A 26,628-nucleotide genomic window follows, 5' to 3' on the forward strand; every position below is an offset into this window, starting at 1 on the left:
CGGTTTTTTTAGAGATTTTTTTGCACAAAAAACCGATTCTCTTTTTTATAGTTGAGAACCGGTTGTTGGTGGGTCACTATGAGTGAGTTGGCTGTATAAAATGATGAACTTCATCTTTTATGACCAAACTTTTTTTGTTCCATAAGGATTCCGTATTCTTGTGCTTTGACAATTTTTTTCCCGTAAGCATTGATTGCCGTTTTCACTGCTTTAATAAAATTCATGTTCATTCCCCTGTTCTTTAATTATTTTGTTTTTTCAATAACAACGCCATATTGCTGTGCTTTTAAAAGCCCGTATTCTTGTGCTTTAGCCATATGTTTCCCGTAAGCATTCATCGCTGTTTTCACTGTTTTCACGAAGTTCATGTATGTTCACCTGCTTCCTGTTTGGTATGACTTTATTATCGGTCATAACGTCCTTTTTATCAAAGTGAATGTAAACGGCAACAACCGGGGTGTAAACGATAACATTGGCAATGAAAGCGAGTAACATGCCCCTTTTTCTCACTTATTCATTCTTTTTCTTTAATTATCATTCTTTTCCACCATTATTAACATTTATAAAGGAAATTTTGTTTCAATTAAGGGAAGAAGAAGTAAAAATAATTGGTTTGTTGTGTTAAAATATATAAAAAAAGGAAATGGAGAAGGCGGTGTCACAATGATTGTTGATTAATTCATTTAAATATACGTTACTTGATAAATTTAACTGTCATGTATTCTTCCAAAAAGGATTGAAAGCGCTTTTATATTTTGATAATCTTTGTTAAGAAGTACATGAATTTCTTATCAAGTCCGCCGCTATATTTCAGAAAATTAAAAAAAGAGTTGTTATAAATGGAGGCAGATAAACTTGGATGAAATTTTAATAGTTGAGGACGATGTAGATATCCAGAAGATTATATCGATGAATCTATCCCTTGAAGGGTATGGCTATACAATTGCCGGAACGGGAATGGAAGCGATTAAAAAAGTTCGGGAAAACGAACCCGATCTTATTCTTTTAGACATTGAATTACCTGATATGAACGGAATTGATTTATGTCAGCAGCTGCGTGAAATAACGGCTGTCCCTATTTTATATGTAACTTGCAACAATGAGGATAGGGAAAAGATTTTAGCTTTTGCAATGGGAGGCGATGATTATATTGAAAAGCCCTTTAATTCAAGAGTGTTAATCGCCCGCATTAAAGCGCACTTAAGAAGAAATTCAATCAATCATAATCAAAACTCTATTAAGAAGCGAATTTCTTTTGATGACATAGTGATCGATCTGTCTGCCAGGGAGGTCACACGAAATGGAAAAGTCATTGAATTAACCGCGAAGGAATTTGAATTGCTTACTTTTTTTGCCCAACATCCAAACCAAGTATTCTCGGCAGAGCAGCTGCTCGACCAAATTTGGGGATATGACTCGTTTAGCGAGAAGAGTACCATTATTGTTCATATTTCGAATTTGAGGAAGAAGATTGAAGATTATCCCGTAAATCCTTCCTATATCGTGACAATGAGGGGGGTAGGCTACAAGTTTGTTCAAACGTCCATTTAAATTTAGAAAATCCTATTATTTTAAAGTTTTACTCTTTACAACGATGATCTCTTTTATTCCGTTTGTGATGATTGCGGCCTACAGCATGTATCAAGGAAGCAATTTATCGAATCAAATTATGAAAGATCATATAGCAGAGACAAAAAAAGCCGTTTTATCTCAAAAGATGTTATATCTTCAAAAAGAAACGCAAAATTTGAATACTGATTTGCACAATCTTGAAAATACGTTAAGGCTCATTCAAAAACAAGCAGAAACGCTGTACAGCAATCCTAATACAGCTCCTACAGACGAATTAGATTTGACAAGAGGAAAAGAAGGATACTTATGGGAAACATTTGAAGACAAACATGAAAAAACAAATGTGTTTATTAGTTCCCTATCAAGTGATTCGCCAGACGAGACCATTCATGACTTGGAAATAGCCAAGCAGCTTGAACCATTGTTTGTTCAAACGATGAAAAATGAAACGATGATCAATGCTGTTTACTTATCGCTGCCGACCTCATCTTGGCTGTATTATCCTTTTCTTGATGTAGAATCAGCCATTGCGGCGAAGACATTTTCACCGGATATCCGTTTTCAAGATTACGAATTTTATACAGTTGCGTTGAATCCCGAGCGCAAAGTGAAATGGACGGCCCCTTATGTATGGTCGGCTAAACCGATTGGTGATGTAACGAAAGAGGACTGGCTTATTTCTGTTGGAGCACCGGTTTATTTATCGAATGGTGCGTTTAAAGGGATGGTTGGTTTAGATGTACCGATTGAAAACATCACAAACAAATTAATGAATGTGACATTCAGTGAACCAAATGCCTTTGCCTTTTTAATGGATGATAAAGGAAACTTTATCTCCGGACAAACAAAAGCGGAAGGGATCCATAAAAACGAGTTCATTATGAAGAGTGCGGTAGAAAATAAAGAAGCGATCCTGCCCATTACGTATTCGAATTCAGATGCTTATCTGTTAACGTCGTCATTAAATAACGGATGGAGTCTTAATTTTATTATTTCAGAGTCTGATATTGTCGAACCAATTGTAAAAAGTACAAAGGCTCAAACAAACAAGCACATGCTTCTTTTTTTGTCCCATCTTTCTGTATTTTTAATTTTCGGAATTGCCATTCTATTGTACATGACGTATCGTTTTTCGCGTACGATTACCCAGCCGATTGATCGGTTAACAAATGCACTAAGAGAAAGTGCTGATGGCAACTTTGTAGAAGAACTTCCGATTAAACAAGAAGATGAAATTGGAAACTTGGCCGTAGCATTTAATTTTATGAACCGAAAAATTCAAGAATTAATTGGTGAATTAAATTTAAAAGCTCATCAATTAGAAGACAAAGTGTTAGAACGGACGAAAGCGCTGGAAAGTGCCAATGAACGGTTAGTGAACACGAATCAGCAACTTCAAGAATCGGAGAAACGGCGAAAAGAATTTATGTCACAAATTTCTCATGATTTAAAAACGCCGTTAACATCTGTCAGGGAGTACACGGAAATTTTAGTGAATCATCCGCAGCTTCCTGAAGGACAAAAAAAAGAGATTATGAATTCCATCTTGCTGCGCAGCAACCACATTATCCAATTAATTAATGATCTATTTGAAATGAACACAGATGATGATGGAGACTACGTAAAAGAAGTCATTCCATTTGATTTCTTACTAGAGCAATCATTAGATATGATTGCACTTCGATCAGAAGGATGCGATATAGAAATTAAGAAAGACTATGAAATCGGTACAAACTTTATTTTCGTTGACCCGAAAAAAATGAATCGCGTATTTATTAATATATTGGAGAATGCCGTTAAATATTCCAAACCAAGTAATAAAAAAATAAAAATCGATATTTCCGCCTATCAACAAGATGGAAATCTGATCATTAAGTTTAAAGATTATGGAATTGGTATATCGGAAAACAGCAAAGAAAAAATCTTTCTTCCATTCTTTCGGGAGAAAAGGACAAAAACTGAGAAAATTAAAGGAAATGGGTTAGGTTTGTCAATTGTACAAAAGATTATTGCCGCACATGAAGGACAAATTTTAGTAGAAAGCAAAGTAAGTGTAGGAACGACCATTACGATTGTGCTCCCTTTAATGGAAATCGGGGAATTTTGAGAATGGATCCGAGTAAAGACAGATAAACTGGAAGGAGTATAATAAAAAAGAAGAGGCTGTCCCACAAGTCCATGAATCACGGATTTGTGGGACAGCCTTGTTTTTAATTTTAGCGGGGGAAAGATTGATACTTGTTCAATGATACTACTACTAAAACGCACGATACAGTTCTTGTTAATTCTTTTATAAAGTAAATAGGGGAAGTGACCTAATCGGTGCGAACTTAAGAGACGCTAATCTAATAGGAAGTATTTTTTTACTCAAGCACAAGTAAATTCGGCAAATGGCGATAATCAGACTAAATTACCGCCTTCTTTAAGCATTCCTGCCCATTGGTTAGTTTAAGGTTCGGGTTCGGTATAAATTAAGGCATTAAGTAGTGAAACATTTCTGTTATAACAGAGGTGCTTTCTATTTTTAACGGTCTATCGGAATGACAAAGGTCGCTGCACTGGAAAATGGCGACAAGAATATTCGTGTCAACTCAGTGGCTCCGGGGGGGCCATTGATACTCCGATGCTGCGCGGGGCTCTAGAACAGTTTGGCTACACAGAAGCCGAATATGCACCTCAACTTAGTCTATGAACCGATTTGGTCAGGCGGGAGAAGTGACACAAGCTAGCCTTTGGTTAGCTCCTGATCAGTAACGGGGACTACACTCCATGTCGATGCTGGTTATACGAGTCGTTAATGATCAAGAACAGGTAATGCTGTCTTCAAACCCATGATAGCGTGAGCGGATACTATTTATTAGTATCTGCTCTTTTTTATGTGAGAGTGTTCATAATTCTGCATCAAGATAATAGAAAGCAACTCATAGATACATATATTAATTGAATATTTATTATTTTTAGAATTTATCGAAAGTTTATCATTAGTTTATTTTGACTTTAGGATAACTTTATAAATAAATAATATGATACATGTATAGAAAAGATAAACACACCAAAGAGAACTAAACAACCTAAAAGGATGAAAGCGTTGCCAGATAGAAACAAACGAATAAAAAATGGGAGTGAAAGAAATGAGTGCAGAAACAGCATGGTTAGAAGAATTAACATATTTAAATGATAAGCCAGGTGTCAAGCTCATTAAAGCTGGAACGTATAACAAAAAGGAACTAAATGATATTCTAGGCATTCCAACTCTTGAAAGCCAAATTATCGACGTTCCAGTTTGCACAGATAAACACGCTCTTCAAATGGGCTACTTCTCAATGCAGCCTTCCGAAGACTTTGAATTTACGTACACATTCTTGGAAATCAAAATTGTGTTCAGAGGAAAAATTATTGTCCGCGATGATCAAGGCAAAAAATATATAGCAGAAGAAGGCGACGTATTCGTTTTCTGCCCGACAACAACGGTTATCTTTGATGGCGAAAGTGATGGAGATGCTTTTTATACAGCACATCGCCTGCCTGAATCTTCATTTCTTTAAACTAATGAGTAGGAGGCGGAACAATGGAAGTCATCTATGTAAATAAAAGTAACCGCCATACGTTTCTTGCAGAAAATGAACCCAGTGTGATCGCCTTAGGATTTTTTGATGGCGTTCATTTAGGCCATCAGCAAGTTATCAACGAAGCTAAAAAGATAGCGGATGAAAAGCAGCTGCAGCTCGCCTGTATGAGCTTTTTCCCGCACCCTAAAGAAGTGCTTAAAAGAGACAAGAAAAAAATTCAATATTTAATGCCGATGATCGTTAAACAACGAATTTTGAAAAAGTTAGGCGTAAAGAAGTTTTACATTGTGCAATTCGATGAAGCTTTTGCTTCTTTAACACCTGAACAATTTGTCCAAAACTATCTTCTCGACTTTGGTGTAAAGTATGCAGTGGCAGGATTTGACTTTACGTACGGGCAATTTGGAAAGGGAAATATGGATCGAATAAAAGAGGACTCCAATCACTTGATTGAAGGAATAAAAGTAGAAAAAGTAGAGTTTGAAGGGGAAAAGATCAGTTCTACTTTAATAAGAAAATTAATTTCTTCAGGAAGAATGGATATCGTTCACCGTTACTTAGGAGAACATTATCATATAAAAGGAAAGATCTTTTCAACTAAAAATAGTGTCGAAGTAGTAGCGAGCCCTTATTATCTTCTTCCTCCTCCAGGAGTATATGAAGTAACCGTTTCAAATGGGGATGAAACAGATAATCAAGTCGTTTTAGTCACACAGGAAGCGCCTAAAATTATCTTTTCTGCTCATAACAATCGTTTATTAGTGGATCAAGAAGACATTCACATCGGGTGGATCAAACGTTTGTCACCTGGAATGTTTACTATATTGGAAGAACAGCCTTCCTTATCCCAGGAAGCATAATAGAAGAAATAAACCGGTTATACGGCCGGATTTATTATAAAAAATAAACATAGTGGAGGTACAAAAATGAGTACAGAAACAGCATGGTTAGAAGAATTAACATATTTAAATGATAAGCCAGGTGTCAAGCTCATTAAAGCTGGAACGTATAACAAAAAGGAACTAAATGATATTCTAGGCATTCCAACTCTTGAAAGCCAAATTATCGACGTTCCGGTTTGCACAGATAAACATGCTCTTCAAATGGGCTACTTCTCAATGCAGCCTTCCGAAGACTTTGAATTTACGTACACATTCTTGGAAATCAAAATTGTGTTCAGAGGAAAAATTATTGTCCGCGATGATCAAGGCAAAAAATATATAGCAGAAGAAGGCGACGTATTCGTTTTCTGCCCGACAACAACGGTTATCTTTGATGGCGAAAGTGATGGAGATGCTTTTTACACAGCGCACCGTCTGCCTGAATCTTCATTTTTGTAAAATATAAAAGTGAAGAAAGAGATAGATATTGTTTTTAAAGACTGAATTTTATAAATAATAAAACTAAACATAGAGGAGTGTTTATACATGAGCCAATCTACAACAGAATCAACAAACTACAACTATTTGAGTAAAGAGCCAAGCATCCAAATTATTAAAGCAGGTACTTACCAGAAGAAAGAGTTGAATGATGTTCTAGGAATTCCGGCACTAAAAAGCCAAATCATTGATGTTCCAGTTACGTCAAAAGAAAATGCGATTACGATGGGCTACTTCGATATGCAGCCAGGTGAAGAATTTGAATTCGTATATGAATTTTTAGAAGTGAAGTTCGTCATTAAAGGAAAATTTGTCTTGCGTGACAGAGAAGGAAACAAATATATAGCAGAAGCAGGAGATGTTGTGATCTTCACTCCAAACAAGCCGGTCATTTTTGACGCTGAAAGTGACGGAGAAGCTTTCTACACAGCTCACCGTATCCCTGAAAAACCGTTTTTGTAAACCGGACATAAACGTTTGATCTACAGGAATAGGCAGTAAGAAAAAAATAATAAAATTATTGGAGTGGTAAAAATGAGCAGAGCAGCAACGAAAGATAACTATACGTACTTAAGTCAAAAACCAGGTTTGCAATTAATTAAAGCAGGAAGCTATGAATTGAAAGAGTTAAATACAATCTTGGGAATTCCAGAAGTTAAAAGCCAAATCCTTGATATCCCGATTACTGCAAATGAAAATGCAGCAACAGTAGGATTATATGCAATGCAAGAAGCTGACAAAGGGTTCGATTTTAAATATGATTTCTTAGAAATGAAAACAGTTGTTACTGGGAAATTTGTTTTAAGCGATGATCAAGGAAATAGTTTTACAGCAGAAGCAGGCGATGTTGTGATCATCAACGCTGGCACAACGGTTACGTTCCATGGTGAGAGCGATGGCACAGCGGTTTATGTAGCGCACAGATTGCCAGAACCTACATTTGCATAATTGATCGTTTAACTAGATTTTAAAGTCAAATTATAGATACTCCCGTTTGCATAAATGAAAGTGCCATGAAAACGGATCAATGGGGATGGGAACGCAGACGAAGATCGTCATTTTCTGTGGGCCTCCCCCGCTGAATGAAGTTTCATATTATTTATTAGATTTGGCCCTTATATATTCTATTAATCCATGAAACAAAGGAGGTACCGAGCCATGCATACGGTTAATACGATGAGTTACCAGGATTTTGATTTTGAGCTGAATGGTCAAAAAGCACTGTTAGAAGATATTTTTCCTGGATTTAACGAATACGACCGGATTGGGGTCGTCGTAAGAGAAACAGGCGGCGGAATGGGTGCAAGCGCCTTGCTAATGTCAGCGCTTACACGATTCTATGACTTTTTCCGCCCGAATCTGGGCCCCGAGCCAGGTCAGCAGTTTATTTATCCGGAATTCTTTGTCTTCCATGTTGGCAAAAAACATATGACGCATTACTGGATGGACATTTGGCCGCCGCATAAAGAAGTGTTGATAGCAGAGGATGATCCGGAACAAATTTTGGAAGCGATTAATGATCGTGGCATTACACGTCTGCTCGTTGAAGATATTGACCCGTCACACCCTATTTTTTTAAGGGAAACGTTCAATGCAGCCAAACATCGTATCGTCAGTGCCTTGGCTTATTCTCCGACGGGGCGCGTTGAAAACAGTGATGTGAAGATCACAAGTTGTGAAGCCGCTGAAAAAAATGTGGTGGGTTCCATCAAGATTTCAGAAGAACTTCCTAAAGAAGTACTGGATCAGCTGCAGGAAAGACGCGAATCTCTTAAAGTGAACGGCCGTGTTACGGAAACATACCGACAAATTGGCGTTGTAGAGGCTTTGCATATGCTTACGGAGAACACTGAACCAGGTGAAACGACACGCAGCTACTTTGCCTTGCTCGAGATGGAAGAAGAGATGGAAGTGTGATTGTGTTCAGGTGAAGAGAAGAGGAAGAGACTCTCTCTCATCACAATTTTTTAACTTTTATTTACAGAATATTGGGAATATTAAATATATATATATAAGGTTTATGTAAATAAACTTAACAGAGGAGTGGGGAACAGTGACAGTCAATAGCACAATGGTAGTAAACGAAGGTATTATGCAAATTCCAACTTGGTGGAGTTGCCCGCCAGGATATGAAGAACTACAAGCAAAGGCACATGCGCTAGGGAAAAGTGAATTGCTTGCAAGAGCTTCGATCTCGGATCAAGAAAGCATGTATCCCCGTGAAAGTTTAACAAAGGTTGCGCAATCAGGATTTGGGGCAGTTACCCTTCCAGTTGAGTATGGCGGTCTTGGCATGGGGCTTACAGGCTTTGCCGTATTAGCTGAAAGTTTTGCTCACTATTGTGCTTCTACAACGATGTGCTGGGTTATGCATACAGCAGCAACACAAGTCGTATTTTCAGCAGGTAATGAAGAACAGCGTCAACGTATCATCCCTGAAGTGCTTCAAGGAAAAGTGGGCGGCTTAGCTTTCAGTGAACCAGCAACAGGAAGTCACTTTTGGAATGTTGTAAGTACAGCACCGCGCAGCGGCAATGGATACTTATTGAATGCAGATAAATCGTTCGTTACAAGTGCCGGGGAAGCAGACTGGTATGTAGTTGCAACAACGTATCCGGATACGACAGAAGAAGATAAATTAATGTTCCTGCTCGTAGAAAATGGACAAGAGGGTATCACACAATATCCTTATAATGCAATGGGGCTTCGCGGAAACTCTAGTGGTCCAATGAAATTTAGAGATGTGTATGTTCCGGGTGAAAATCGTTTAGGTACGGAAGGCGGAATGAACTACCATAATGATAATACGATCGATCCTTTGTTCTTATTAGGAACGGCTGGCTGCTGGATCGGTATTGCGCAAGGTGCTCTTAATGCAGCGATTGACGGTGCGAAGAAAAAAGTACATGCGGATACTGGAAAATCAGTTGCTGGTTACCAAGTCATTCGTCATGAACTGGCGAAAGCGCAAATTACGATTGACGGTGCAAGAAGTATGCTGTACCGCACAGCGGAAGGTTTAGACAAGGCGATTGCAGAAGGTAAACCGCTAGGAGAATGCCTATTCCCAATTTGGCAATTAAAAACGCATGCTGCTGACATTGTTATTCAAGTAACAAACCAAGCATTGCAAGTTTCAGGCGGAAGAGGCTATTTGACAGGTCAAGTGGAAAAATTCTTGCGTGATGGCCGTGCGGGTGCGGTTATGGGCCCAACTAATGAAATTTTACGTGAATGGATTGGTAAAACGTTAATCGATGTTCCTTGGTTCGAGTAAACGTATAAAAGATAAAATTCAATAAAATTTACTGAGGAGTGAACAAAATGACAGCTAATAACACAACAGTAGTAAACGAAGGTATTATGCAAATTCCAACTTGGTGGAGTTGCCCGCCAGGATATGAAGAGTTACAAGCAAAGGCACATGCGCTAGGGAAAAGTGAATTGCTTGCAAGAGCTGCGATCTCAGATCAAGAAAGCCGTTATCCTCGTGAAAGTTTAACAAAGGTTGCGCAATCAGGATTTGGGGCAGTTACCCTTCCGGTTGAGTATGGCGGTCTTGGCATGGGACTTACAGGCTTTGCCGTGTTAGCTGAAAGTTTTGCCCACTATTGTGCTTCTACAACGATGTGCTGGGTGATGCATACAGCAGCAACGCAAGTCGTATTTTCAGCAGGTAATGAAGAACAGCGTCAACGTATCATCCCTGAAGTGCTTCAAGGAAAAGTGGGCGGTTTAGCTTTCAGTGAACCAGCAACAGGAAGTCACTTTTGGAATGTTGTAAGTACAGCACCGCGCAGCGGCAATGGATACTTATTGAATGCAGATAAATCGTTCGTTACAAGTGCTGGAGAAGCAGATTGGTATGTAGTTGCAACAACGTATCCGGATACGACAGAAGAAGATAAATTAATGTTCCTGCTCGTAGAAAATGGACAAGAGGGTATCACACAATATCCTTATAATGCAATGGGGCTTCGCGGAAACTCTAGTGGTCCAATGAAATTTAGAGATGTGTATGTTCCGGGTGAAAATCGTTTAGGTACGGAAGGCGGAATGAACTACCATAATGATAATACGATCGATCCTTTGTTCTTATTAGGAACGGCTGGCTGCTGGATCGGTATTGCGCAAGGTGCTCTTAATGCAGCGATTGACGGTGCGAAGAAAAAGGTACATGCGGATACTGGAAAATCGGTTGCTGGTTACCAAGTCATTCGTCATGAACTGGCGAAAGCGCAAATTACGATTGACAGTGCAAGAAGTATGCTGTACCGCACAGCGGAAGGTTTAGACAAGGCGATTGCAGAAGGTAAACCGCTAGGAGAATGCCTATTCCCAATTTGGCAATTAAAAACGCATGCTGCTGACATTGTTATTCAAGTAACAAACCAAGCGCTGCAAGTTTCAGGCGGAAGAGGCTATTTAACAGGTCAAGTGGAAAAATTCTTGCGTGATGGCCGTGCGGGTGCGGTTATGGGCCCAACTAATGAAATTTTACGTGAATGGATTGGTAAAACGTTAATCGATGTTCCTTGGTTCGAGTAAAAAACGGATCTCATTGATTTTACGAAAAGAACGTCTAATTATATACCGGAACTGAAGAATGCTGGTTCCGGTATATGCTTCATTATAACAAATGTTTATCGTCATAAGCTGTTCGCATAAGGAGGATTATAAATATGAAATTACTAGGCATATCAGGAACAATTACAGGAATAAAACCATTCATTGTTGTTCAAAAAATATTGGACGAAGTAAAGAAAAACCATCCGGAAATCGAAGTTGAAATGCTTAATTTAAGAGATTATGATATTCAGTTCTGTGATGGGCGTGATCCGTCAACGTATACAGGAGATACGAAGAAAGTGATCGATATCGTTTCCTCAGCAGACTTTTACATTATCGGTACACCGATTTTCCAAGGCTCCATTACAGGTTCTCTTAAAAACTTGTTTGATTTAATTCATCCAAAAGCTCTGCGCAACAAAGTAATGGGCTTTATTGCGACTGGCGGAACGTATCAGCACTATTTAGTTATTGAAAATCAATTGAATCCAATTGCAGGATATTTCCGCGCTTACGTTGCACCGGGATTTGTGTATCTGCATAATGATCATTTCAATCGCCAAAATGAGATCATTGATGAAGACGTGTTACAGCGTTTGACGGCTTTAGGCGAGGAAGTTGTCTTTATGCAAAAAGCATTAAAAGCGCCAAAGAACGATCCTCAGTATACGGTATAAAAAAGAGAATAATAAACGGTACGTCGAATAACCTCTTTTTCTTATCATTCACCTGGGAAAAAGAGTGTTTTTCTTATAGCTCTATAAAAGAAACGCAGATTCGTTACTAAATGAAAACGTTTTAGTGAAGAGAATTTTTCGGTACGCAGCCATTAGAGGAAGTTGGATTTATATATATGTTGTTAGATAGGAGCAAGGGCTTCATTACATGGAAAACCATTGGATCAAATCTAGCAAACTCATATAAAGAGAAATAGAATGAAACGTTCATCAGCAGGAGGGTAGGCCCGCAGGATGTGGGTCATGCAGATGTTGTTAGTCTGTGTTCCTCAATCCCTCAATCCCTCACTTACTAAAGAGGAACTCAGATGAAAAGCGCCGCGTCCTGCGATAAAATTAAAACGATTTCATTTAGGAGGGCAATTAGTTTATGAATTCATTGGCAGCTGCAAAAAAGAAACACGGAGAAAAGACAGTACGTTGGGGCTTTATGTGGGCATTATGGACAGCCGTCTTATGGGGAGCGTGGTATATACCTGGATCCGCAATCTGGTATGAATTCCCTTTCGGTTCGATGGCGATGGCAACCAATGAAGAGTATATCACGGTCGCAGCCGTCATTGCCGGTTTAAATGCCGTCGCAGTTTTACTGTTTATGTTTGTATGGCTTGGCGTTTTAGGAAAGCTGAAGGATTATGGCCGGACTATTGTTCATTTTAGAAAAGTAACCAAATGGTACTTTATCGCTGCGATTTTCGGCGGACTGATGGCGATTTTCGGCAGCTTCTTGGCCATCGGTTTTGTTGGTGGTGTTTTTGCAGCTGTTGCAGGGCTAATGTACCCGATTGTAGGCTCTATATTAGCGAATCGATGGTACGGTGAAAAGATATCGCGCAGAGCGGCAATTGGTATTGGCCTTATTGTAGTCGGAGGAATTGCTGTATTTGCTCCGGGTATTTCGGAAGAGATTCAAAACAGTTCAGGTGCTTGGTTAGGGTACTTCGGCGGTTTAATGGCAGCTATTGGCTGGGGAGTGGAAGGAGCGATCGCTGGACGGGCGCTAGATGTTACCGATCCGGATGTAGGCTTAACACTTCGTTTTACAGGGGAAGTTTTCTGGTGGGTAGCTGTCGTATTACCGCTTTTCCTCCTATTTGGAGATGTGCCGATTTTGCCGATGATTGCTCAAACAGTGACGTCAGGAGCCGCGGTCATCTGGCTGCTTTTAGCAGGGATTACGTTTGGTTTCTGTTATGTGTCATGGTACAAATCTTTCCCATTGATTGGTGTGGGAAGAGGGCAAGCAATTGGTGACTTATATGGGATTTTCTCCATTATTTTCATCAGTATTTTCACACTAACGATGCCAGAATGGAATTTCATTTTAGGTGCATTGGTTGTTATTACCGGCGGGTTTGTCATGTTTACTGAAAAGCGGGATGAGATGGAAGTCCTGCGTGCCGTTCCTACAGATAGGAAAGATAACAAGGAGGCGATGTAAATGGCTAAAATGCATCTTAAAGGGAAAATATTACAAGTTATACGAGACAATACTAACGGGCAATCAGAAAATGGCATATGGGATTATGATATAGCCAAACAAGTTGCTGCAGAGTACGAGCTGAATGGGCCCTATGCGATGGGCACAGTCCGGGTGGCACTAACCGATCTATATTCAGGTGCGTTGATTGAAACGAAGGATGAAAAGTTAGATAATGGCGAGCATTTTAGCAACGGTAAAGTATTATTTAAATATTCCCTTACAAGCTTTGGTGAAGAAAGAATGAAAGATGCTGGAATCATTTAAAGAAATATATATAAAAGGAGTGTTTATATGCTAGAAGGAAATGAATTTTGGGGTTTTGCTGCTGCTCCCTATGTAGCGATCATCGGAATAACAGTCATATCTATCATCTGTCTTGTTATCGCTCGGCTGTTTGTAACTAAAGTATAAATCATAGTTCGTTGAATAAGTAAAAAAAGATAAAGTCGTCTTAAGGAAAAAATTCTTTAGGCGGCTTTTTCTTATTTGTGGGAAGTTGTTTAAATTTTCGAAAAATAATAGAATGGAAAGGGAGGTGAATAGCATGGGATGGATTTTGCTTACGTTAGGTATTTTTGCGGAAATTATTGGAACGATATCGATGAAGTTATCAGCAGGCTTTACAAAACTAGTTCCTTCAATTTCTATTTTTGTTTTCTACGGACTTAGTTTGACGCTCGTGACATTATCACTTAAAAAGATTGATATAAGTGTAGCTTACTCACTTTGGGCCGGAATCGGAACAGCGACAGTGGCGGTAATCGGCTTTATTTATTTTAAAGAGCACCTGTCTCTCTTAAAAGTTTGCTCCATTGTTTTGATTGTATTAGGTGTTGTCGGATTGAATTTAGGAGAAAGTGATCAAGGAAAGGAATCTGAAATGGGGATGCCTGTTGAAAAAGTAAAATAAGGAAGAGAAGGAGAGAGAGAGGATGACTCCTAACGAAAAGATGATACCGCCGATTGAAGCAGAGTGGCAGTCAAAATTAGGAAAAATCGAAACAGCCACATTTGGCATGGGCTGTTTCTGGGGTCCAGATGCACGATTTGGGCAATTACCCGGTATCATCCGGACACGTGTTGGCTTTGCAGGCGGCACGAAAGAAGATCCGACGTATCGCAGCATGGGGGATCATACGGAAACCATTGAAGTGGATTTTAATCCAGAAGTACTTTCGTTTGAAAAGATTTTACATATATTTTGGTCCCATCATACGTCAACGAATAGAGTGAGTTATAAAGAGCGGCAATATATGTCGATTTTGTTTTATCACGATGAACAACAGAAAAAAACCATTCTGAACGTGAAAAAAGAGCTGGAAGACGAGCGAAAAGAAACGATCGAAACAGAAATCGTCCCATATTCAGGCTTTACGATGGCGGAAGAGCACCATCAAAAATATTATTTAAAACGGTTTTCTATCGCCGTTGATCTGCTGAATAGTCATTATCCATCGGTGGATGCGTTTACTCATTCTACATTAACCGCCCGATTAAATGGGTTTGTGAGAGAATTTGGCACATTGAATGACATTAAAAACGAAGTGACGGAGTGGGACATACGTGAAGATTCTCGTCAGATTGTGCTGGAGATATTGAAAAGAATCCGATGGTAGAGAGACAAACATAAAGGAAAGCGGCTTGCGCGGGAGCAGGTCGCTTTTCTTTATGGAGAAGATTTCCTGGGAGGGGAGAGACAGATAAAAGGGATGAGTGAATACGCCTTGAGGCTTAGTTAGAAATATGGCTCTGGCTCATTACGAAACGTTCCGTTCCCCGATAAGATGAATGTAAGTTAACCGAGGAGGTGGAGGAAATGAAAAAGTTTCTATTACTCATTGTTGGATTGATCGCGTTTAGTGTGCTATTGGCAACAATTGGGCCGATGATGTTATTGGGTATAGGCGTTTTATTGCTGTATATCATCTTTAAGCAGTTCGTGAAAAGTGAATCGACTGCAGGAAAAATAGGCTGGGTGATTGTCGGTGTGCTGCTTCTTAGCACCGTCGTGGCATCTAATAGTTATGCAGTGATCGGTTTTGGAGCAGCATATGCTTTGTATGTCGTGATCTTAAAGTGGAGAAATAACGATTCTGTGTTGGAAGAAAAAACAGTAGAAGAAGACCCGTTTATTAATTTTGAACGGCAGTGGGCAGAACTGAATAAATAAGGAAGAGGAGATTTTTTAAAATGAATTTATTTACACGTATTAAACAATCGATTTCGGCGGACCTTCATCATCTGTTAGACCGAAAAGAACAACAGAACCCGATTGCAGCATTAAATCATTATTTGCGTCAAAGTGAGCAAGAAAAGGACAAGGTAAGAATGCTGATCGAACGACAGTACCGACTGAAGGAAGAATTTGCAAGAGAATATCATCACGCACAGGAGCTTGCGGATAAGCGTCTCCGGCAAGCAGGTATCGCCAAAAAAGCGGGCGAAGAGGAACTGCATACATTTGCGATGAAAGAGTATGAAGACTATCAATCACGGGCAGAAAGAATGAAGACGCTTCTTGAAGAGTCTGTGCAGCAGCTGGAAACGTTGGAACAAAAATATGAAGAAATGAAACATAAGTTAAAGGATATGCATTTGCGGCGCATGGAACTGATGGGGCGTGAGAACGTAGCACGCACGAATCATCGGCTCAATAAAGTGATCGCAGATGAATCGGACAAACGATCTTCTCGTTTCACGGAAATGGAACAATACATTGACGGGTTAGAGAGAAAAGTGAATCATTCTTATACGCAGCATACATTTGACAGCAAAATAGCCCTTCTTGAAAAAGACATGCAGGTAGATGATCAAGCTGAGGCTTACTAACACATACCTTCACAGGTACGTTTACGTGATGATAGGTAGGTTAAAAAAGGGATAAATGTTATACTGAACAGACATTGTGTACAATGTCTGTTCAAATATTTGATACCCTCCACTTCACCCTCTTGTGAGCTGTTTGAAGTGGGGGTGCTCTTTCGGTAAAATATGATAGAAGGGGGGTCACTTCCATGTTTCAGCGATTGACGACAAATATGTTTAATTGGATCCTGATTTTTGGGGTGATCCTTTTTATTATTGAAATTGTTTTTTTTGATGGAGGCGTTCTTTTTTCCGCTTTCTTTTTTAGTGTGCCAACGTATATTGGCTGGAAGAAAATAAATCGGTTATGGGGAAAATGTTTTTTCTGGGGCGGACTTCTCAGTATCCTCATTGCCATTTTGAACATGATCGCTGTGCGCTTTCTTTTTGTAATTGGCCTTGTTTTATTTCTCATTCATTATACGAAAACGAAAAAAGAAGCGGAACGGATCGAGCCGATGTTTCCTGTCCAAGAGGAAGCGGCCGTGGAGCCGATCGTTCAACTAAACCCGTTATTTACTCATAAAATTTTTGATGATCAGAAAACGGAAAATACAGCCTATCAGTGGCGGGATATAAATATACATGGAGGTTTCGGTGACCGAGTCATTGATCTGAGCAACACCGTTCTTCCTGAAGACACGGCCGTTATTTCCATTCGTCATATTATGGGGAACATCGAAATTTACGTCCCTTATGAAGTAGAAGTAAGCATCCATCACAGTTCTATTTTTGGACGTGTGCATTTATTTGGAAACCGCCATGAGAATTTAATGAATCAGTCTCTCCTCTATCAGACAGAAAACTATCATTCAACCTATCCGAGGATTAAAATTATTACTTCTTTACTATCAGGGGATATCGAGGTAAAACGGATATGAGCATTATGATCCGTCACATCATTACAGGCGCTTTGTTTAGCCTGTTCCTTTCACTTGTGATCATTAGTGTGACACTGGCTGCTTTTCCGCTGGAAGATTGGTCAATCCTTTTCGAACAAAAAATAGCCGATGTCTCTTTTTTAATCGTCATTTTTGTTCTCCCTATTTTAGCAGGGTTAGTTGTTGGGATTTCGACGGGTTGGTATTGGCGGCAAAGGCTTCATCGGATTGATCGGCAGCTGGATGAACTGGTAAAAGGCCAAACGTATACAACAAATGATGAACGGTATAAGGAATTAAAAGACATTCAACAACGGATGGAAGAAGTGCAGGAGAAGTTTAGAAGCCAGGCGGAATATGCGCAGCGTTTAGTAACAGAACGGGCAATCGAGCGGGAAAAAAGCCTGCAGGAAATTGTCGTCCAGGAAAGAAATCGCCTTGCACGAGAATTACATGATTCGGTTAGTCAGCAATTGTTCGCCGCATCGATGATGATGTCAGCTATTAATGAAACCGAGAGTCCAGAAAACTCCTCCATTCATCGGCAGCTGCACATGGTCGAAACGATGATTCATCAGTCACAACTTGAAATGCGGGCGTTGTTGCTTCATTTAAGACCGGTCGCATTAAAAGGAAAATCCCTGCAAGAAGGCATCGAAGAGCTGTTAGGGGAACTCACTCAAAAAGTACCGATGGAAGTAGATTGGAAGATTGAAACATTCTCGATTGAAAAAGGCATTGAAGATCACTTATTTCGAATTTTGCAAGAGTCTGTATCGAATACGCTTAGACATGCGAAAGCAGCAGCTCTTCAAGTGATGCTGATAGAACGAGATGATACGGTCATTTTAAGAGTGATTGATGATGGAAAAGGGTTTAATGTAGAAAACGTTCGCTCAGGTTCGTACGGGCTTCAAAATATGCGCGAACGTGCCTATGAAGTAGGAGGAACGTTTAAAATCATCAGTTTGCCAAACGAAGGAACACGGTTGGAAGTGAAAATTCCACGATTGAAAAAAGAAGGTGAAAATCATCATTAAAATCGTATTTGCCGATGATCATGAAATGGTCCGAATCGGTGTATCTGCCTATCTGTCTTCACAGCCTGATATGGAAGTCATCGCCGAAGCAGACGATGGAGGAGAGGCTATTCAGCTCGCGTTATCGTTAAAGCCAGATATCATCTTAATGGATCTTGTCATGGAGAAAATGGATGGAATTGAAGCAACGAGACAAATTATTGAAAAATGGCCTGAAGCCAAAATCATTATCGTGACGAGTTTTCTTGATGATGAAAAAGTGTATCCCGCTCTCGAAGCGGGTGCAACAAGCTATATGTTGAAAACATCAAAAGCGAGTGACATAGCAAACGCCATCCGAGCCACTCATGAAGGACAATCTGTACTAGAACCGGAAGTAACAGGGAAAATCATGACACGAATGCGTGAAAAGCCGATGGAACAATTGCATGATCACTTAACCGGCCGGGAAATGGAAATTTTGCTGCTTGTCGCACAAGGGAAAACGAATCAGGAAATTGCGGATCAGTTATATATCGCATTAAAAACAGTCAAAGTTCATGTCAGTAACATGTTAGGAAAACTGGATGTACAAGATCGAACGCAGGCCGTTATTTACGCCTTCAAGCATAATTTAATCCGATAAACATCCTGTTCCCCAAGATTAATCTCCTCTAATGGTTACACCAGTTGAAAAAATGAAATTATGATGATCTATATTTTGATGGCTTCTAGTTCATAACTTGAAGCTCTTTTCTCTTTCTTCCAAAATAATCCATTGTATCCATTAAGTTGAAGAGAAAAATGGAGAGAATAAGGTTTTAACAGGGGACTTAAACAGGGTATGAATAAAAGTACAACTAAGATAGGAAGAAGAGGAAAGAGATATGAAGAAACTCGTTGTGTCAATGGTAGGGCTGGTTCTATGTTTGAGCCCGGTAATGAATGCAGTAAAAGCGGAATCCCCGAAAAAGAATGATGTCATTGTCATCTCCTTTGATGGAATGAGACAAGATTTAACGAAAAAGTATGTACATGAAGGCAAGCTTCCGCATATAAAAGCGCTCATTGAGAGTGGTGTGTGGGCAAAAAAACCATCGACGATTACGCCCTCTCTGACGGCTCCTTCTCATGCGGCCATTTCAACGGGTGCTACACCTAAAAAAACAGGGGTTGTTAGCAACCAGTGGCATGACCCGAAGAAAAAGTTTCAAAATAAGGATGATGCCTTTCATACGAAAGTGGAGGTGCCGCCCATTTGGGCAGAAGCACGGCAGCAGGGCAAAACAACCGCAGCTGTTGCATTCCCGGGAGCGAATCCTGATGATGGCAACAAAGCCGATTATTCGATTTACTACGGGGAAACTTGGTCGCCAAGCAGCCTGGAATCGCTCGTTTTTAAAGCGGCAACGGATTGGACGAATTCTCCGAAAAGTTTTAGCCCTTTAAAAGAAACCGTTATACCGCTTAAGATAGAAAAAGAAAAAAATAAAGTGATTCACATGTTAGCCATTGATACGAAAGACGATAAAGAACGAAAATACGATACCTTTATTTTATCGGAAGACAAAAAGGTAAGTGATACGGATGCGGTGACAAAAGGGAACAAGTGGGGTTCTCTTAGCATGCAAGTCAATGACGGTGAAACAGCCGGCTTCTCGTTTAAACTAAAAGCGAACGATCCGGGGTTGAAAAAAGCGGTGCCATTCTACAAAACGGCGGTCACATCTGGATTAATCAGCGGACCGGCCGGTTTTAAAGAAAATATTACGGATCAATTTGGTTTTTTTCCGATGCAGGATGACGATAAAGCCCTTCAGGAGAATTGGATTACCCGTGAAGAATATGAAGAGATCAGCGCGCGGTTTGTCACTTGGATTACCGATGTTTCGCTTTACATAAAAGAAACATATGAGCCGGATTTGCTTATGTTTTATGCTCCTCAAATCGATCATGAAGAGCATCAATATTTATTAACGGACCCAAGACAGCCCGGTTATTCGGTAGAAAAGTCAGAACAATATTTGGATTATGTAGAATGGGCATACTTGCTGGCAGATGACGTCGTAGGCAGGACGATGGACACGATGGAAGCAAATGATCACTTATTTGTTCTATCCGATCATGGCATGGAACCGGCCCACTCGATACTCGAGCCAAACAAACGATTAAAAGATGCCGGCCTTTTGTCGATCGATGATGAAGGCAAAATCGATTATAAGAAAACAAAAGCGTACGCGATACCGAGCGGCTCCACAGCGCATGTGTATATTAATCTAGCATCAAGAGAAAAAAACGGCATCGTTTCGGAAGGAGAGTATGAAGACGTTCAAAAAGAAGTAATTCAATTGTTCAAAGAAACAACCGTTAAACCGGCTGGAAGAGATAAGCTGATTGAATATACACTTGAGGCCATGTTAAACGGAAATAAAGAGGCGCTTCGTCTTATGCTGCCGGAAGAAAATAGAGATGAGATCTGGAAAAGTATAGTTGAAAAAACCATTCATCCATATAAAACGGTGCTTGCCATTTCAGAAAAAGATAAAAAGCCGCTTGGACATGCCCATTCAGGTGATATTTTGCTTATCGGGGCACCGGGATACATGATAGGCAACGGAACGTCCGATACAGTTAAACCTGCGATAGAATTAGGGACACACGGCGGCGATTCAACAAACAGTGTTCTTCGCCCTGTCTTTATGGCAAAAGGGTCCACAATCAAACAAGGAAAAACAATTGAAGAGATGACAACACTTGACATCGCTCCGACATTATACGAATTATTAGGGATAGAAGCGCCTCTGTTTGTGGAAAGCAAACAGCGAATAGAATTATGGAGAGAATAACAGAACAGCGGTCTGCATGGAGCAGACCGCTGTTCTATTTAGAAAATCCAGATGAATAAAAAGACAGATAAAAGGGAATAGATTGTAACATTATTGATGCGCCTTAGGAGCCTCTATCGTTTTTCTAACATGCTCCAATTTGCTTAATTATTGACAGATGGAATAAAAGGTTATATAAGGAAAGTATCGTTCATTTAATAGTAAAGATACAAAAAATGGAGGGATAGAGGATGAAAAGAGTGAAAGTTGCCGGTCTTTTTACGGATAAAAGCAGAATCATTGAATTTTTCATACTCAAACATAACGGCCGGCATATTGCTGCACTTCCAGAAATGTATGTCTCCTTTTATGTTGGCGACGGACGTGAAGCGGCGTTGAAGGTGTTAACGGGACCGCTGTCTGCCGAAGAGGCAGACAAAGTGTATACCACTATTTTCGACTATGTTTGCACACATGGGAAAGAGGAGATGGGCTTTGTCAGTTGGTTTGAAGAAAAATATGGTCTCCCCTGGCACGTATTTAATGAGGGAATGCAAAAATCAGGAGTGACATTACGTGAACGGGATGAGGCCTTTAATCATGCCGTGTCTAGATACTATAAAGAAAAAAAGCTGGAAGATAAACGTCAGCCTGATTTAAGCAAATAAGAGCAGGCAGGGCACGCTTTTTTTGTATAAAATAAAAGCGGTCATATAAAAAATAAAAACGTATTTAATTTGCTGCATCAAGGGTTACTCTTATTAACAGGAAAATAGTCCTGATTATTTATTTCGAAAAGCCATTCTGCCGTTTAATATTTGATTAGGACTTTTCAGCTGGAACATACCGGCCTCTACCGAATAATCGATTTTTACTTTTTCATCATAAAAAACCATTTTCGGTTTTTCAACAAGAATAGGCATGTTATTCGTTTCAAGTAATACGTCATGCTCTTCATCAGGTGCATCCACATACCATAGCGTTGGGACCCCATTCAGCACACAGCCGTTTCCTTCTGTGTCCCATTTTAATTTTAAAAAACCATCCTCTCGATTTTGCAATGCACGTATTTTTTCAGCAGCAGTTGATGTGATTGTAATCTCCATCTGTTCTCCACCTTTTTTCTTTTCAGTATATCAAATCATTTTTTCCGATCCAATAGAAAAAGCCTTCCTGTTTATTTTTAAAACGGAAGGGCTTTTATTATGCAGTATTCTAGTTCCTCAATCAGCGATATATTTTTCAATGTCATCGAGCATATCATGAGCGGCTATGACGCCGCCTGCTGTATTCCAAATGGCATCGTTCACTTTGTACACATTTCCAGTTTTCACAGCTTCAAGATTTTGGAACAGGGGATCGTTTACCCATTCTTCTTCTGCTTTTACTGCTTCACCGTCGCCTGTGTCATAGGTAAAATAAAAGATGACATCGCCATCCATTGCCGGAATTCGTTCTTTTGTAGCGTTCGTTTCAGCAAAATCGTCTTTGTCCTGTTCAGCAGGACGTGCGAAACCAAGCTGCTCGAGAATTACGCCGGAAAACGAATCTTTATGATAAATGCGTGTATCACCAGCCATAAAGCGGACCATAGATATTTCCTGGTTTAACTTGTCCCCAAATGTTTCTTTTAGTTCCTTAATGCGATCGTTATACTCTGCCAGTACTTTTTCACCTTCTGCTTCCTTATTTACTGCTTTCGCGTAAAGCTGGAAATTTTCTTGCCAGTTGCCGCGTAATGTTTCCGAAAAAACGGTTGGCGCAATTGCTGTCAGCTGCTCATAAATCGCTTCTTGACGCATTTTGTTGCCGATAATTAAATCAGGCTGCAACTTCGCGATCGCTTCTACATTCACGGGATCTTCCATTCCAACGACTTCGACACCTTCCATATCGGTTGCAATATGATCGTACCACGGATCGCCTGTCCATGACTGAACGGCTCCAACCGGTGTGATGCCAAGAGCGAGAAGAGCTTCTGTTCCTTCATTTGTTAAAATAACGACACGTTCTGGTGTTCCTTTGATTTCGGTTGAGCCCATTGCGTGCTCGACCGTATATGTATCTGCATCTGGTTTGGCTGCCGTATCTTCATTTTCTTCTTTGTTTCCGCATGCTGCTAAGAAGAATATTAGCACAGCTAGATTAAGTAAAAACCATCTTTTCATTCTCGTTCCTCCTGAAAAATAATATGTATTTGAGCAGAATAATCTGTCTACATCCAAAAAGGGGACGATCCGGATGGGCATTCGGATCGTCTAAACTTTACAATGAATCGGTGGGATGAGAAACCTTTGATAATGATTATCATTACCACTTACCATCATTATCATAAACAGTATTGCTCAATCTGTCAATACTTAATTGAAATTGATTTTCAAAGTCATTGACGGCAGACAAAGGTCTTTTTACAATAAAGAAGTGAAAAACTTTGATAGATAGGAAGCGTTTACGATGACAATAGGAAAAAATGCGTCCCTGCTGTTTGGCGGAACGGTTGTAGTGGCTGTTTTAATGGCGGCGAGCGTCGTGTACGGCTATACAGATACAACATGGAGAGGGGTATACGATTCCTTTACGGCTTTTAATGGATCCAATGAACATTTAGTCATTCAAAACGTCCGCATGCCGCGAGCGCTTATTGCGGCATGTGTCGGAGCAAGTCTGGCGATGGCGGGAGTGATCATGCAGACGTTGATGAAAAATCCGCTTGCGTCACCGGATATTCTCGGTATCAATGCAGGCGCTGGCTTTTTCGTTGTCGCAGGACTGGTATTGTTCGGTATAAGCAGCAACCAGTCGATTACATGGCTTGCTTTTATAGGTGCGGCGATCGCCCAGCTGCTCGTATTTGTGCTCGGTTCAGCTGGGCGGGAAGGGCTGACACCGATAAAAATGACACTTGCCGGTGCGGCGATTGGAGCAATGTTTTCGTCGATAACGCAAGGCTTTCTCGTTTTTAATGAAGCAATGCTTGATCAAGCATTGTTTTGGCTTGCAGGTTCTGTACAAGGAAGAAGTCTTCCTTTGCTTCTGTCTGTTTTGCCATATCTTGCAGCTGGCATGATCGGAGCCCTCGTGATAGCGGGAAAATTAAACGTGTTGTCGATGGGGGAAGAGGTTGCCCGGGGACTTGGTCTCCATATCGGTTTTACAAAAATCGCTGCATCGATTTTCATCGTTTTACTAGCGGGTGGAGCAGTAGCAGTTGCTGGTCCAATCGGATTTATTGGGATTATCATTCCATCTATTGCACGGGGCTGGATTGGCCTGGATCATCGCTGGTTATTGCCTTTTTCGGGTCTTCTTGGAGCGGGTCTGCTTCTTGCATCCGACATTGCGGCCCGTTACATAATCATGCCGCAGGAAGTACCGGTTGGTGTGATGACAGCGGCTATTGGGGTCCCCTTTTTTATTTACATTGCCCGTAAAGGAGAGAAAAACTGATGAAAGCTTTTCGTCCTTTACATGGAACTGTTTCTTTCTTAATGGATCAAAGAACGATAGGTACACTTATCATTTTATCAGCTTGTCTGCTACTTGTGTTTATTGCAAGCGCGGCTCTCGGTGATATTAAATTCAGTCCAATTGCTGCCTTTCAAACCATTTTCGGTTTTGGCGATCCGTTTCAGCATATGGTTGTTTATTCATTTCGGATGCCGCGTATTTTAGTGGCACTTTTCGCCGGTGCGGCGCTGGCAGTGGCCGGTGCGGTTTTGCAGGGGCTCGTCCGCAATCCGCTCGCATCACCTGATTTAATCGGAATGACGGCAGGTGGAAGTGCGGCGGTTACCGCATTTCTCGCCATATTCAGTGATCAAAACAATGCGCTAACTGTTAGCATCGGCTGGTTGCCGCTCGCCGCGTTTATCGGGGCAGCCGTAACAGCGCTGCTCGTCTATCTGTTCGCCTGGAGAAAGGGTCTATCGCCCGTCCGTCTTATTTTAATCGGGATCGGTTTGACCGCTGCAATGAAAGCGGTGACGACGATGATGATGATCATTGGACCGATTTATCAAGCGTCCAAAGCGAATATGTGGATGACGGGTTCAGTGAACGGGTCATCATGGAGTGATGTTTCCATCATCGCACCGTGGACGATGATGGGTCTTGCTGCTGTGATGATGGCCGGCCGTCATTTAAATATGCAGCAGTTTGGTGATGAACTTGCGACTGGCGCAGGCGCACGGGTTGAACGGCAACGTATTTTTTTTCTTGTTCTTGCCACGGCACTCGTTGGCGGTGCGGTCGCCTTTGCAGGAGGCATCGGCTTTGTCGGGTTAATGGCCCCGCACATCGCCCGCCGCCTCGTCGGCTCTCACGCAGGGGGACTTATTCCAGCGACGGCATTGCTTGGTGCGATTCTTGTCATGCTCGCTGATCTTGCCGGCCGCACACTCTTTTTGCCACTTGAAGTTCCAGCCGGTGTGTTCACTGCAGCAATTGGTGCACCGTATTTCATTTACTTATTATTTCGGACGAAAGGATAGATGAAGATGAGTGCCATTACAATGGACAGCGTTACACTCCGTTATGGAAAAGAAAACATTATTGAAGAGCTTGACTGGACTGTGCCGAAAGGAAAAATAACGGTGCTGATCGGTGGCAATGGCTGCGGGAAGTCGACGCTTTTCCGATCCGCTGCCCGTCTTTTGAAGCCGTCGTCTGGTCACGTATCGTTAGATCATATCCTTCTAGAAAAGATGTCGACAAAAGAAGTGGCACGCAAAATGGCGATTTTGCCGCAGTCGCCGGCTGCTCCGGAAGGATTGACGGTCTTACAGCTTGTAAAGCAAGGCCGCTATCCGCATCAGACGTGGTTAAAACAATGGAGTGAGGCCGACGAACAAGCGGTTCAAAAGGCTTTGCGGGCAACGTTAATGACGGAACTTTCAGACCGTCTCGTTGATGAATTATCCGGCGGCCAGCGCCAGCGCGCATGGCTTGCGATGGCGCTCGCACAAAATACGGACATCCTTTTGCTTGATGAACCGACGACTTATCTTGATATGACCCACCAAATTGAGATTTTGGATTTGCTGTTTGAATTGAATGAGCAGGAGGGCCGCACGATCGTAATGGTGCTGCACGACCTAAATCTCGCCTGCCGCTACGCTCATCATATCGTCGCTGTCAAAGATAAAACGATATATGCAGAAGGCGCACCGGAACAGATTATCACTACTGCTCTCGTTAAACATGTTTTCGGTCTTGACTGCTTGATTGAACGTGATCCGCTCTTCGGGACACCGCTTTGTATTCCGTTTGGAAAAGGAAGAAAAGTCGTTTCCGAATGAACGGCCGATGCAAAAAAATGGATTTTCATAAAAAAGCGAGGACAAGCAACAAAAAGGTCGATTGAAACCGGGATGGGGAATCCGCAGTCTACATGCTGCGGATTTTTTTGTTAGAATAATAAGAAAGTGGGATGGAGCTCTGCAAGAGGAGCAACGGTGAAAAGGAGAGGGACGTGAGATGAAGGAAGAAAAATCACTCATTGACACGCTGCTGAATGATACACCGCCAGACGATTATTTAAAACAGGAAGTGCACCAATTAAAGAAAATAGACGTGAGTATACATCCAGAAAAAGAAGAGTCAAAGAGGCCGTTACTGCCGCCTGAAATAATCACTGTGGCGATGGTAGCAGGATTAATCGGCGGTATGATGGTCCTTGGGTATACGCTTATCTTTTGGGTTTTTTGATCGGGAATGGAAAGGAGTAGGTT

General features: G+C 40.9%; 29 protein-coding genes and 1 pseudogene. 27 read left to right on the plus strand and 3 right to left on the minus strand.

What is annotated here, in order from left to right; all coding sequences use genetic code 11:
• Positions 1 to 245 precede the first annotated feature (245 nt).
• Entirely contained in the window at positions 246 to 368 is a 123-nt protein-coding gene (locus tag ACZYRN_RS08020) for a hypothetical protein (protein ID WP_488911004.1), read from the minus strand.
• A gap of 487 nt (positions 369 to 855) precedes the next feature.
• Here ACZYRN_RS08020 and ACZYRN_RS08025 point away from each other — a divergent pair, with 487 nt between their 5' ends.
• From ACZYRN_RS08025 to ACZYRN_RS08135, 23 genes and pseudogenes are all read left to right on the plus strand, one after another.
• Entirely contained in the window at positions 856 to 1,551 is a 696-nt protein-coding gene (locus ACZYRN_RS08025) for a response regulator transcription factor (RefSeq protein ID WP_488911005.1), read from the plus strand.
• A complete protein-coding gene (locus ACZYRN_RS08030; protein WP_488911006.1) occupies positions 1,532 to 3,679 on the plus strand; it encodes an ATP-binding protein in 2,148 nt (715 codons plus the stop codon). Before ACZYRN_RS08025 ends, ACZYRN_RS08030 begins: the two co-directional genes overlap by 20 nt.
• Before the next feature lie 196 nt (positions 3,680 to 3,875).
• Positions 3,876 to 4,024 (plus strand): annotated as a pseudogene (locus tag ACZYRN_RS08035) (pentapeptide repeat-containing protein); the annotation flags it as partial.
• A gap of 679 nt (positions 4,025 to 4,703) precedes the next feature.
• Complete coding sequence (locus ACZYRN_RS08040; protein ID WP_488911007.1) at positions 4,704 to 5,117, plus strand: cupin domain-containing protein; 414 nt, start codon at positions 4,704 to 4,706, stop codon at positions 5,115 to 5,117.
• Between the two features lie 23 nt (positions 5,118 to 5,140).
• Positions 5,141 to 6,001, plus strand: coding sequence for an adenylyltransferase/cytidyltransferase family protein (locus ACZYRN_RS08045; protein ID WP_488911008.1), 861 nt, complete (start codon positions 5,141 to 5,143; stop codon positions 5,999 to 6,001).
• A 66-nt stretch (positions 6,002 to 6,067) separates the two neighbouring features.
• Positions 6,068 to 6,481, plus strand: coding sequence for a cupin domain-containing protein (locus ACZYRN_RS08050; protein ID WP_488911009.1), 414 nt, complete (start codon positions 6,068 to 6,070; stop codon positions 6,479 to 6,481).
• An 87-nt stretch (positions 6,482 to 6,568) separates the two neighbouring features.
• On the plus strand, positions 6,569 to 6,982 hold the full coding sequence (locus tag ACZYRN_RS08055) for a cupin domain-containing protein (RefSeq protein ID WP_488911010.1): 414 nt from the start codon (positions 6,569 to 6,571) through the stop codon (positions 6,980 to 6,982).
• A gap of 72 nt (positions 6,983 to 7,054) precedes the next feature.
• The gene (locus ACZYRN_RS08060) at positions 7,055 to 7,468 is read left to right on the plus strand and encodes a cupin domain-containing protein (protein ID WP_488911011.1); all 414 of its coding nucleotides are present in this window, start codon (positions 7,055 to 7,057) and stop codon (positions 7,466 to 7,468) included.
• Between the two features lie 210 nt (positions 7,469 to 7,678).
• Positions 7,679 to 8,437 (plus strand): hypothetical protein, encoded by a 759-nt coding sequence (locus ACZYRN_RS08065; protein WP_488911012.1) that lies wholly within the window; start codon positions 7,679 to 7,681, stop codon positions 8,435 to 8,437.
• 136 nt (positions 8,438 to 8,573) lie between these two features.
• On the plus strand, positions 8,574 to 9,797 hold the full coding sequence (locus ACZYRN_RS08070; RefSeq protein ID WP_488911013.1) for an acyl-CoA dehydrogenase family protein: 1,224 nt from the start codon (positions 8,574 to 8,576) through the stop codon (positions 9,795 to 9,797).
• A gap of 47 nt (positions 9,798 to 9,844) precedes the next feature.
• On the plus strand, positions 9,845 to 11,068 hold the full coding sequence (locus tag ACZYRN_RS08075; protein WP_488911014.1) for an acyl-CoA dehydrogenase family protein: 1,224 nt from the start codon (positions 9,845 to 9,847) through the stop codon (positions 11,066 to 11,068).
• A gap of 134 nt (positions 11,069 to 11,202) precedes the next feature.
• Complete coding sequence (locus ACZYRN_RS08080; RefSeq protein WP_488911015.1) at positions 11,203 to 11,766, plus strand: NADPH-dependent FMN reductase; 564 nt, start codon at positions 11,203 to 11,205, stop codon at positions 11,764 to 11,766.
• Between the two features lie 430 nt (positions 11,767 to 12,196).
• Positions 12,197 to 13,267, plus strand: a complete 1,071-nt coding sequence (locus ACZYRN_RS08085; RefSeq protein ID WP_488911016.1) for a DMT family transporter — start codon at positions 12,197 to 12,199, stop codon at positions 13,265 to 13,267.
• On the plus strand, positions 13,268 to 13,573 hold the full coding sequence (locus ACZYRN_RS08090; RefSeq protein WP_488911017.1) for a hypothetical protein: 306 nt from the start codon (positions 13,268 to 13,270) through the stop codon (positions 13,571 to 13,573).
• A gap of 280 nt (positions 13,574 to 13,853) precedes the next feature.
• The gene (locus ACZYRN_RS08095) at positions 13,854 to 14,219 is read left to right on the plus strand and encodes a DMT family transporter (RefSeq protein WP_488911018.1); all 366 of its coding nucleotides are present in this window, start codon (positions 13,854 to 13,856) and stop codon (positions 14,217 to 14,219) included.
• Positions 14,220 to 14,241: 22 nt separating this feature from the next.
• On the plus strand, positions 14,242 to 14,925 hold the full coding sequence (gene msrA / locus ACZYRN_RS08100) for a peptide-methionine (S)-S-oxide reductase MsrA (protein WP_488911019.1): 684 nt from the start codon (positions 14,242 to 14,244) through the stop codon (positions 14,923 to 14,925).
• A 200-nt stretch (positions 14,926 to 15,125) separates the two neighbouring features.
• Positions 15,126 to 15,479: a lmo0954 family membrane protein gene (locus ACZYRN_RS08105; RefSeq protein WP_488911020.1), complete on the plus strand. Its 354-nt coding sequence runs from the start codon at positions 15,126 to 15,128 to the stop codon at positions 15,477 to 15,479.
• A gap of 20 nt (positions 15,480 to 15,499) precedes the next feature.
• Positions 15,500 to 16,138 (plus strand): PspA/IM30 family protein, encoded by a 639-nt coding sequence (locus ACZYRN_RS08110; RefSeq protein WP_488911021.1) that lies wholly within the window; start codon positions 15,500 to 15,502, stop codon positions 16,136 to 16,138.
• 185 nt (positions 16,139 to 16,323) lie between these two features.
• Positions 16,324 to 17,055, plus strand: coding sequence for a cell wall-active antibiotics response protein LiaF (liaF, locus tag ACZYRN_RS08115; protein WP_488911022.1), 732 nt, complete (start codon positions 16,324 to 16,326; stop codon positions 17,053 to 17,055).
• Entirely contained in the window at positions 17,052 to 18,095 is a 1,044-nt protein-coding gene (locus ACZYRN_RS08120) for a sensor histidine kinase (RefSeq protein ID WP_488911023.1), read from the plus strand. Before liaF ends, ACZYRN_RS08120 begins: the two co-directional genes overlap by 4 nt.
• The gene (locus ACZYRN_RS08125; protein WP_488911135.1) at positions 18,088 to 18,720 is read left to right on the plus strand and encodes a response regulator transcription factor; all 633 of its coding nucleotides are present in this window, start codon (positions 18,088 to 18,090) and stop codon (positions 18,718 to 18,720) included. The genes ACZYRN_RS08120 and ACZYRN_RS08125 overlap by 8 nt, the downstream gene beginning before the upstream one ends.
• A gap of 241 nt (positions 18,721 to 18,961) precedes the next feature.
• Positions 18,962 to 20,920: an alkaline phosphatase family protein gene (locus ACZYRN_RS08130; RefSeq protein ID WP_488911024.1), complete on the plus strand. Its 1,959-nt coding sequence runs from the start codon at positions 18,962 to 18,964 to the stop codon at positions 20,918 to 20,920.
• A gap of 230 nt (positions 20,921 to 21,150) precedes the next feature.
• A complete protein-coding gene (locus tag ACZYRN_RS08135) occupies positions 21,151 to 21,567 on the plus strand; it encodes a hypothetical protein (RefSeq protein WP_488911025.1) in 417 nt (138 codons plus the stop codon).
• Positions 21,568 to 21,681: 114 nt separating this feature from the next.
• On the opposite strand, the gene ACZYRN_RS08140 is transcribed toward ACZYRN_RS08135, so the two are convergent.
• Together ACZYRN_RS08140 and ACZYRN_RS08145 are read right to left on the minus strand one after the other, a co-directional pair.
• Entirely contained in the window at positions 21,682 to 22,005 is a 324-nt protein-coding gene (locus ACZYRN_RS08140; protein WP_488911026.1) for an iron-sulfur cluster biosynthesis family protein, read from the minus strand.
• Between the two features lie 117 nt (positions 22,006 to 22,122).
• Positions 22,123 to 23,067 (minus strand): ABC transporter substrate-binding protein, encoded by a 945-nt coding sequence (locus ACZYRN_RS08145; protein ID WP_488911027.1) that lies wholly within the window; start codon positions 23,065 to 23,067, stop codon positions 22,123 to 22,125.
• 286 nt (positions 23,068 to 23,353) lie between these two features.
• On the opposite strand from ACZYRN_RS08145, the gene ACZYRN_RS08150 reads away from it, so the two are divergent.
• From ACZYRN_RS08150 to ACZYRN_RS08165, 4 genes are all read left to right on the plus strand, one after another.
• Entirely contained in the window at positions 23,354 to 24,346 is a 993-nt protein-coding gene (locus tag ACZYRN_RS08150; RefSeq protein WP_488911028.1) for a FecCD family ABC transporter permease, read from the plus strand.
• Positions 24,346 to 25,389: a FecCD family ABC transporter permease gene (locus tag ACZYRN_RS08155; protein WP_488911029.1), complete on the plus strand. Its 1,044-nt coding sequence runs from the start codon at positions 24,346 to 24,348 to the stop codon at positions 25,387 to 25,389. The genes ACZYRN_RS08150 and ACZYRN_RS08155 overlap by 1 nt, the downstream gene beginning before the upstream one ends.
• 6 nt (positions 25,390 to 25,395) lie before the next feature.
• Complete coding sequence (locus tag ACZYRN_RS08160) at positions 25,396 to 26,196, plus strand: ABC transporter ATP-binding protein (RefSeq protein ID WP_488911030.1); 801 nt, start codon at positions 25,396 to 25,398, stop codon at positions 26,194 to 26,196.
• A gap of 178 nt (positions 26,197 to 26,374) precedes the next feature.
• Positions 26,375 to 26,605, plus strand: coding sequence for a hypothetical protein (locus ACZYRN_RS08165; RefSeq protein ID WP_488911031.1), 231 nt, complete (start codon positions 26,375 to 26,377; stop codon positions 26,603 to 26,605).
• Positions 26,606 to 26,628: the final 23 nt, after the last annotated feature.

The organism is Domibacillus sp. F004 (assembly GCF_057814295.1).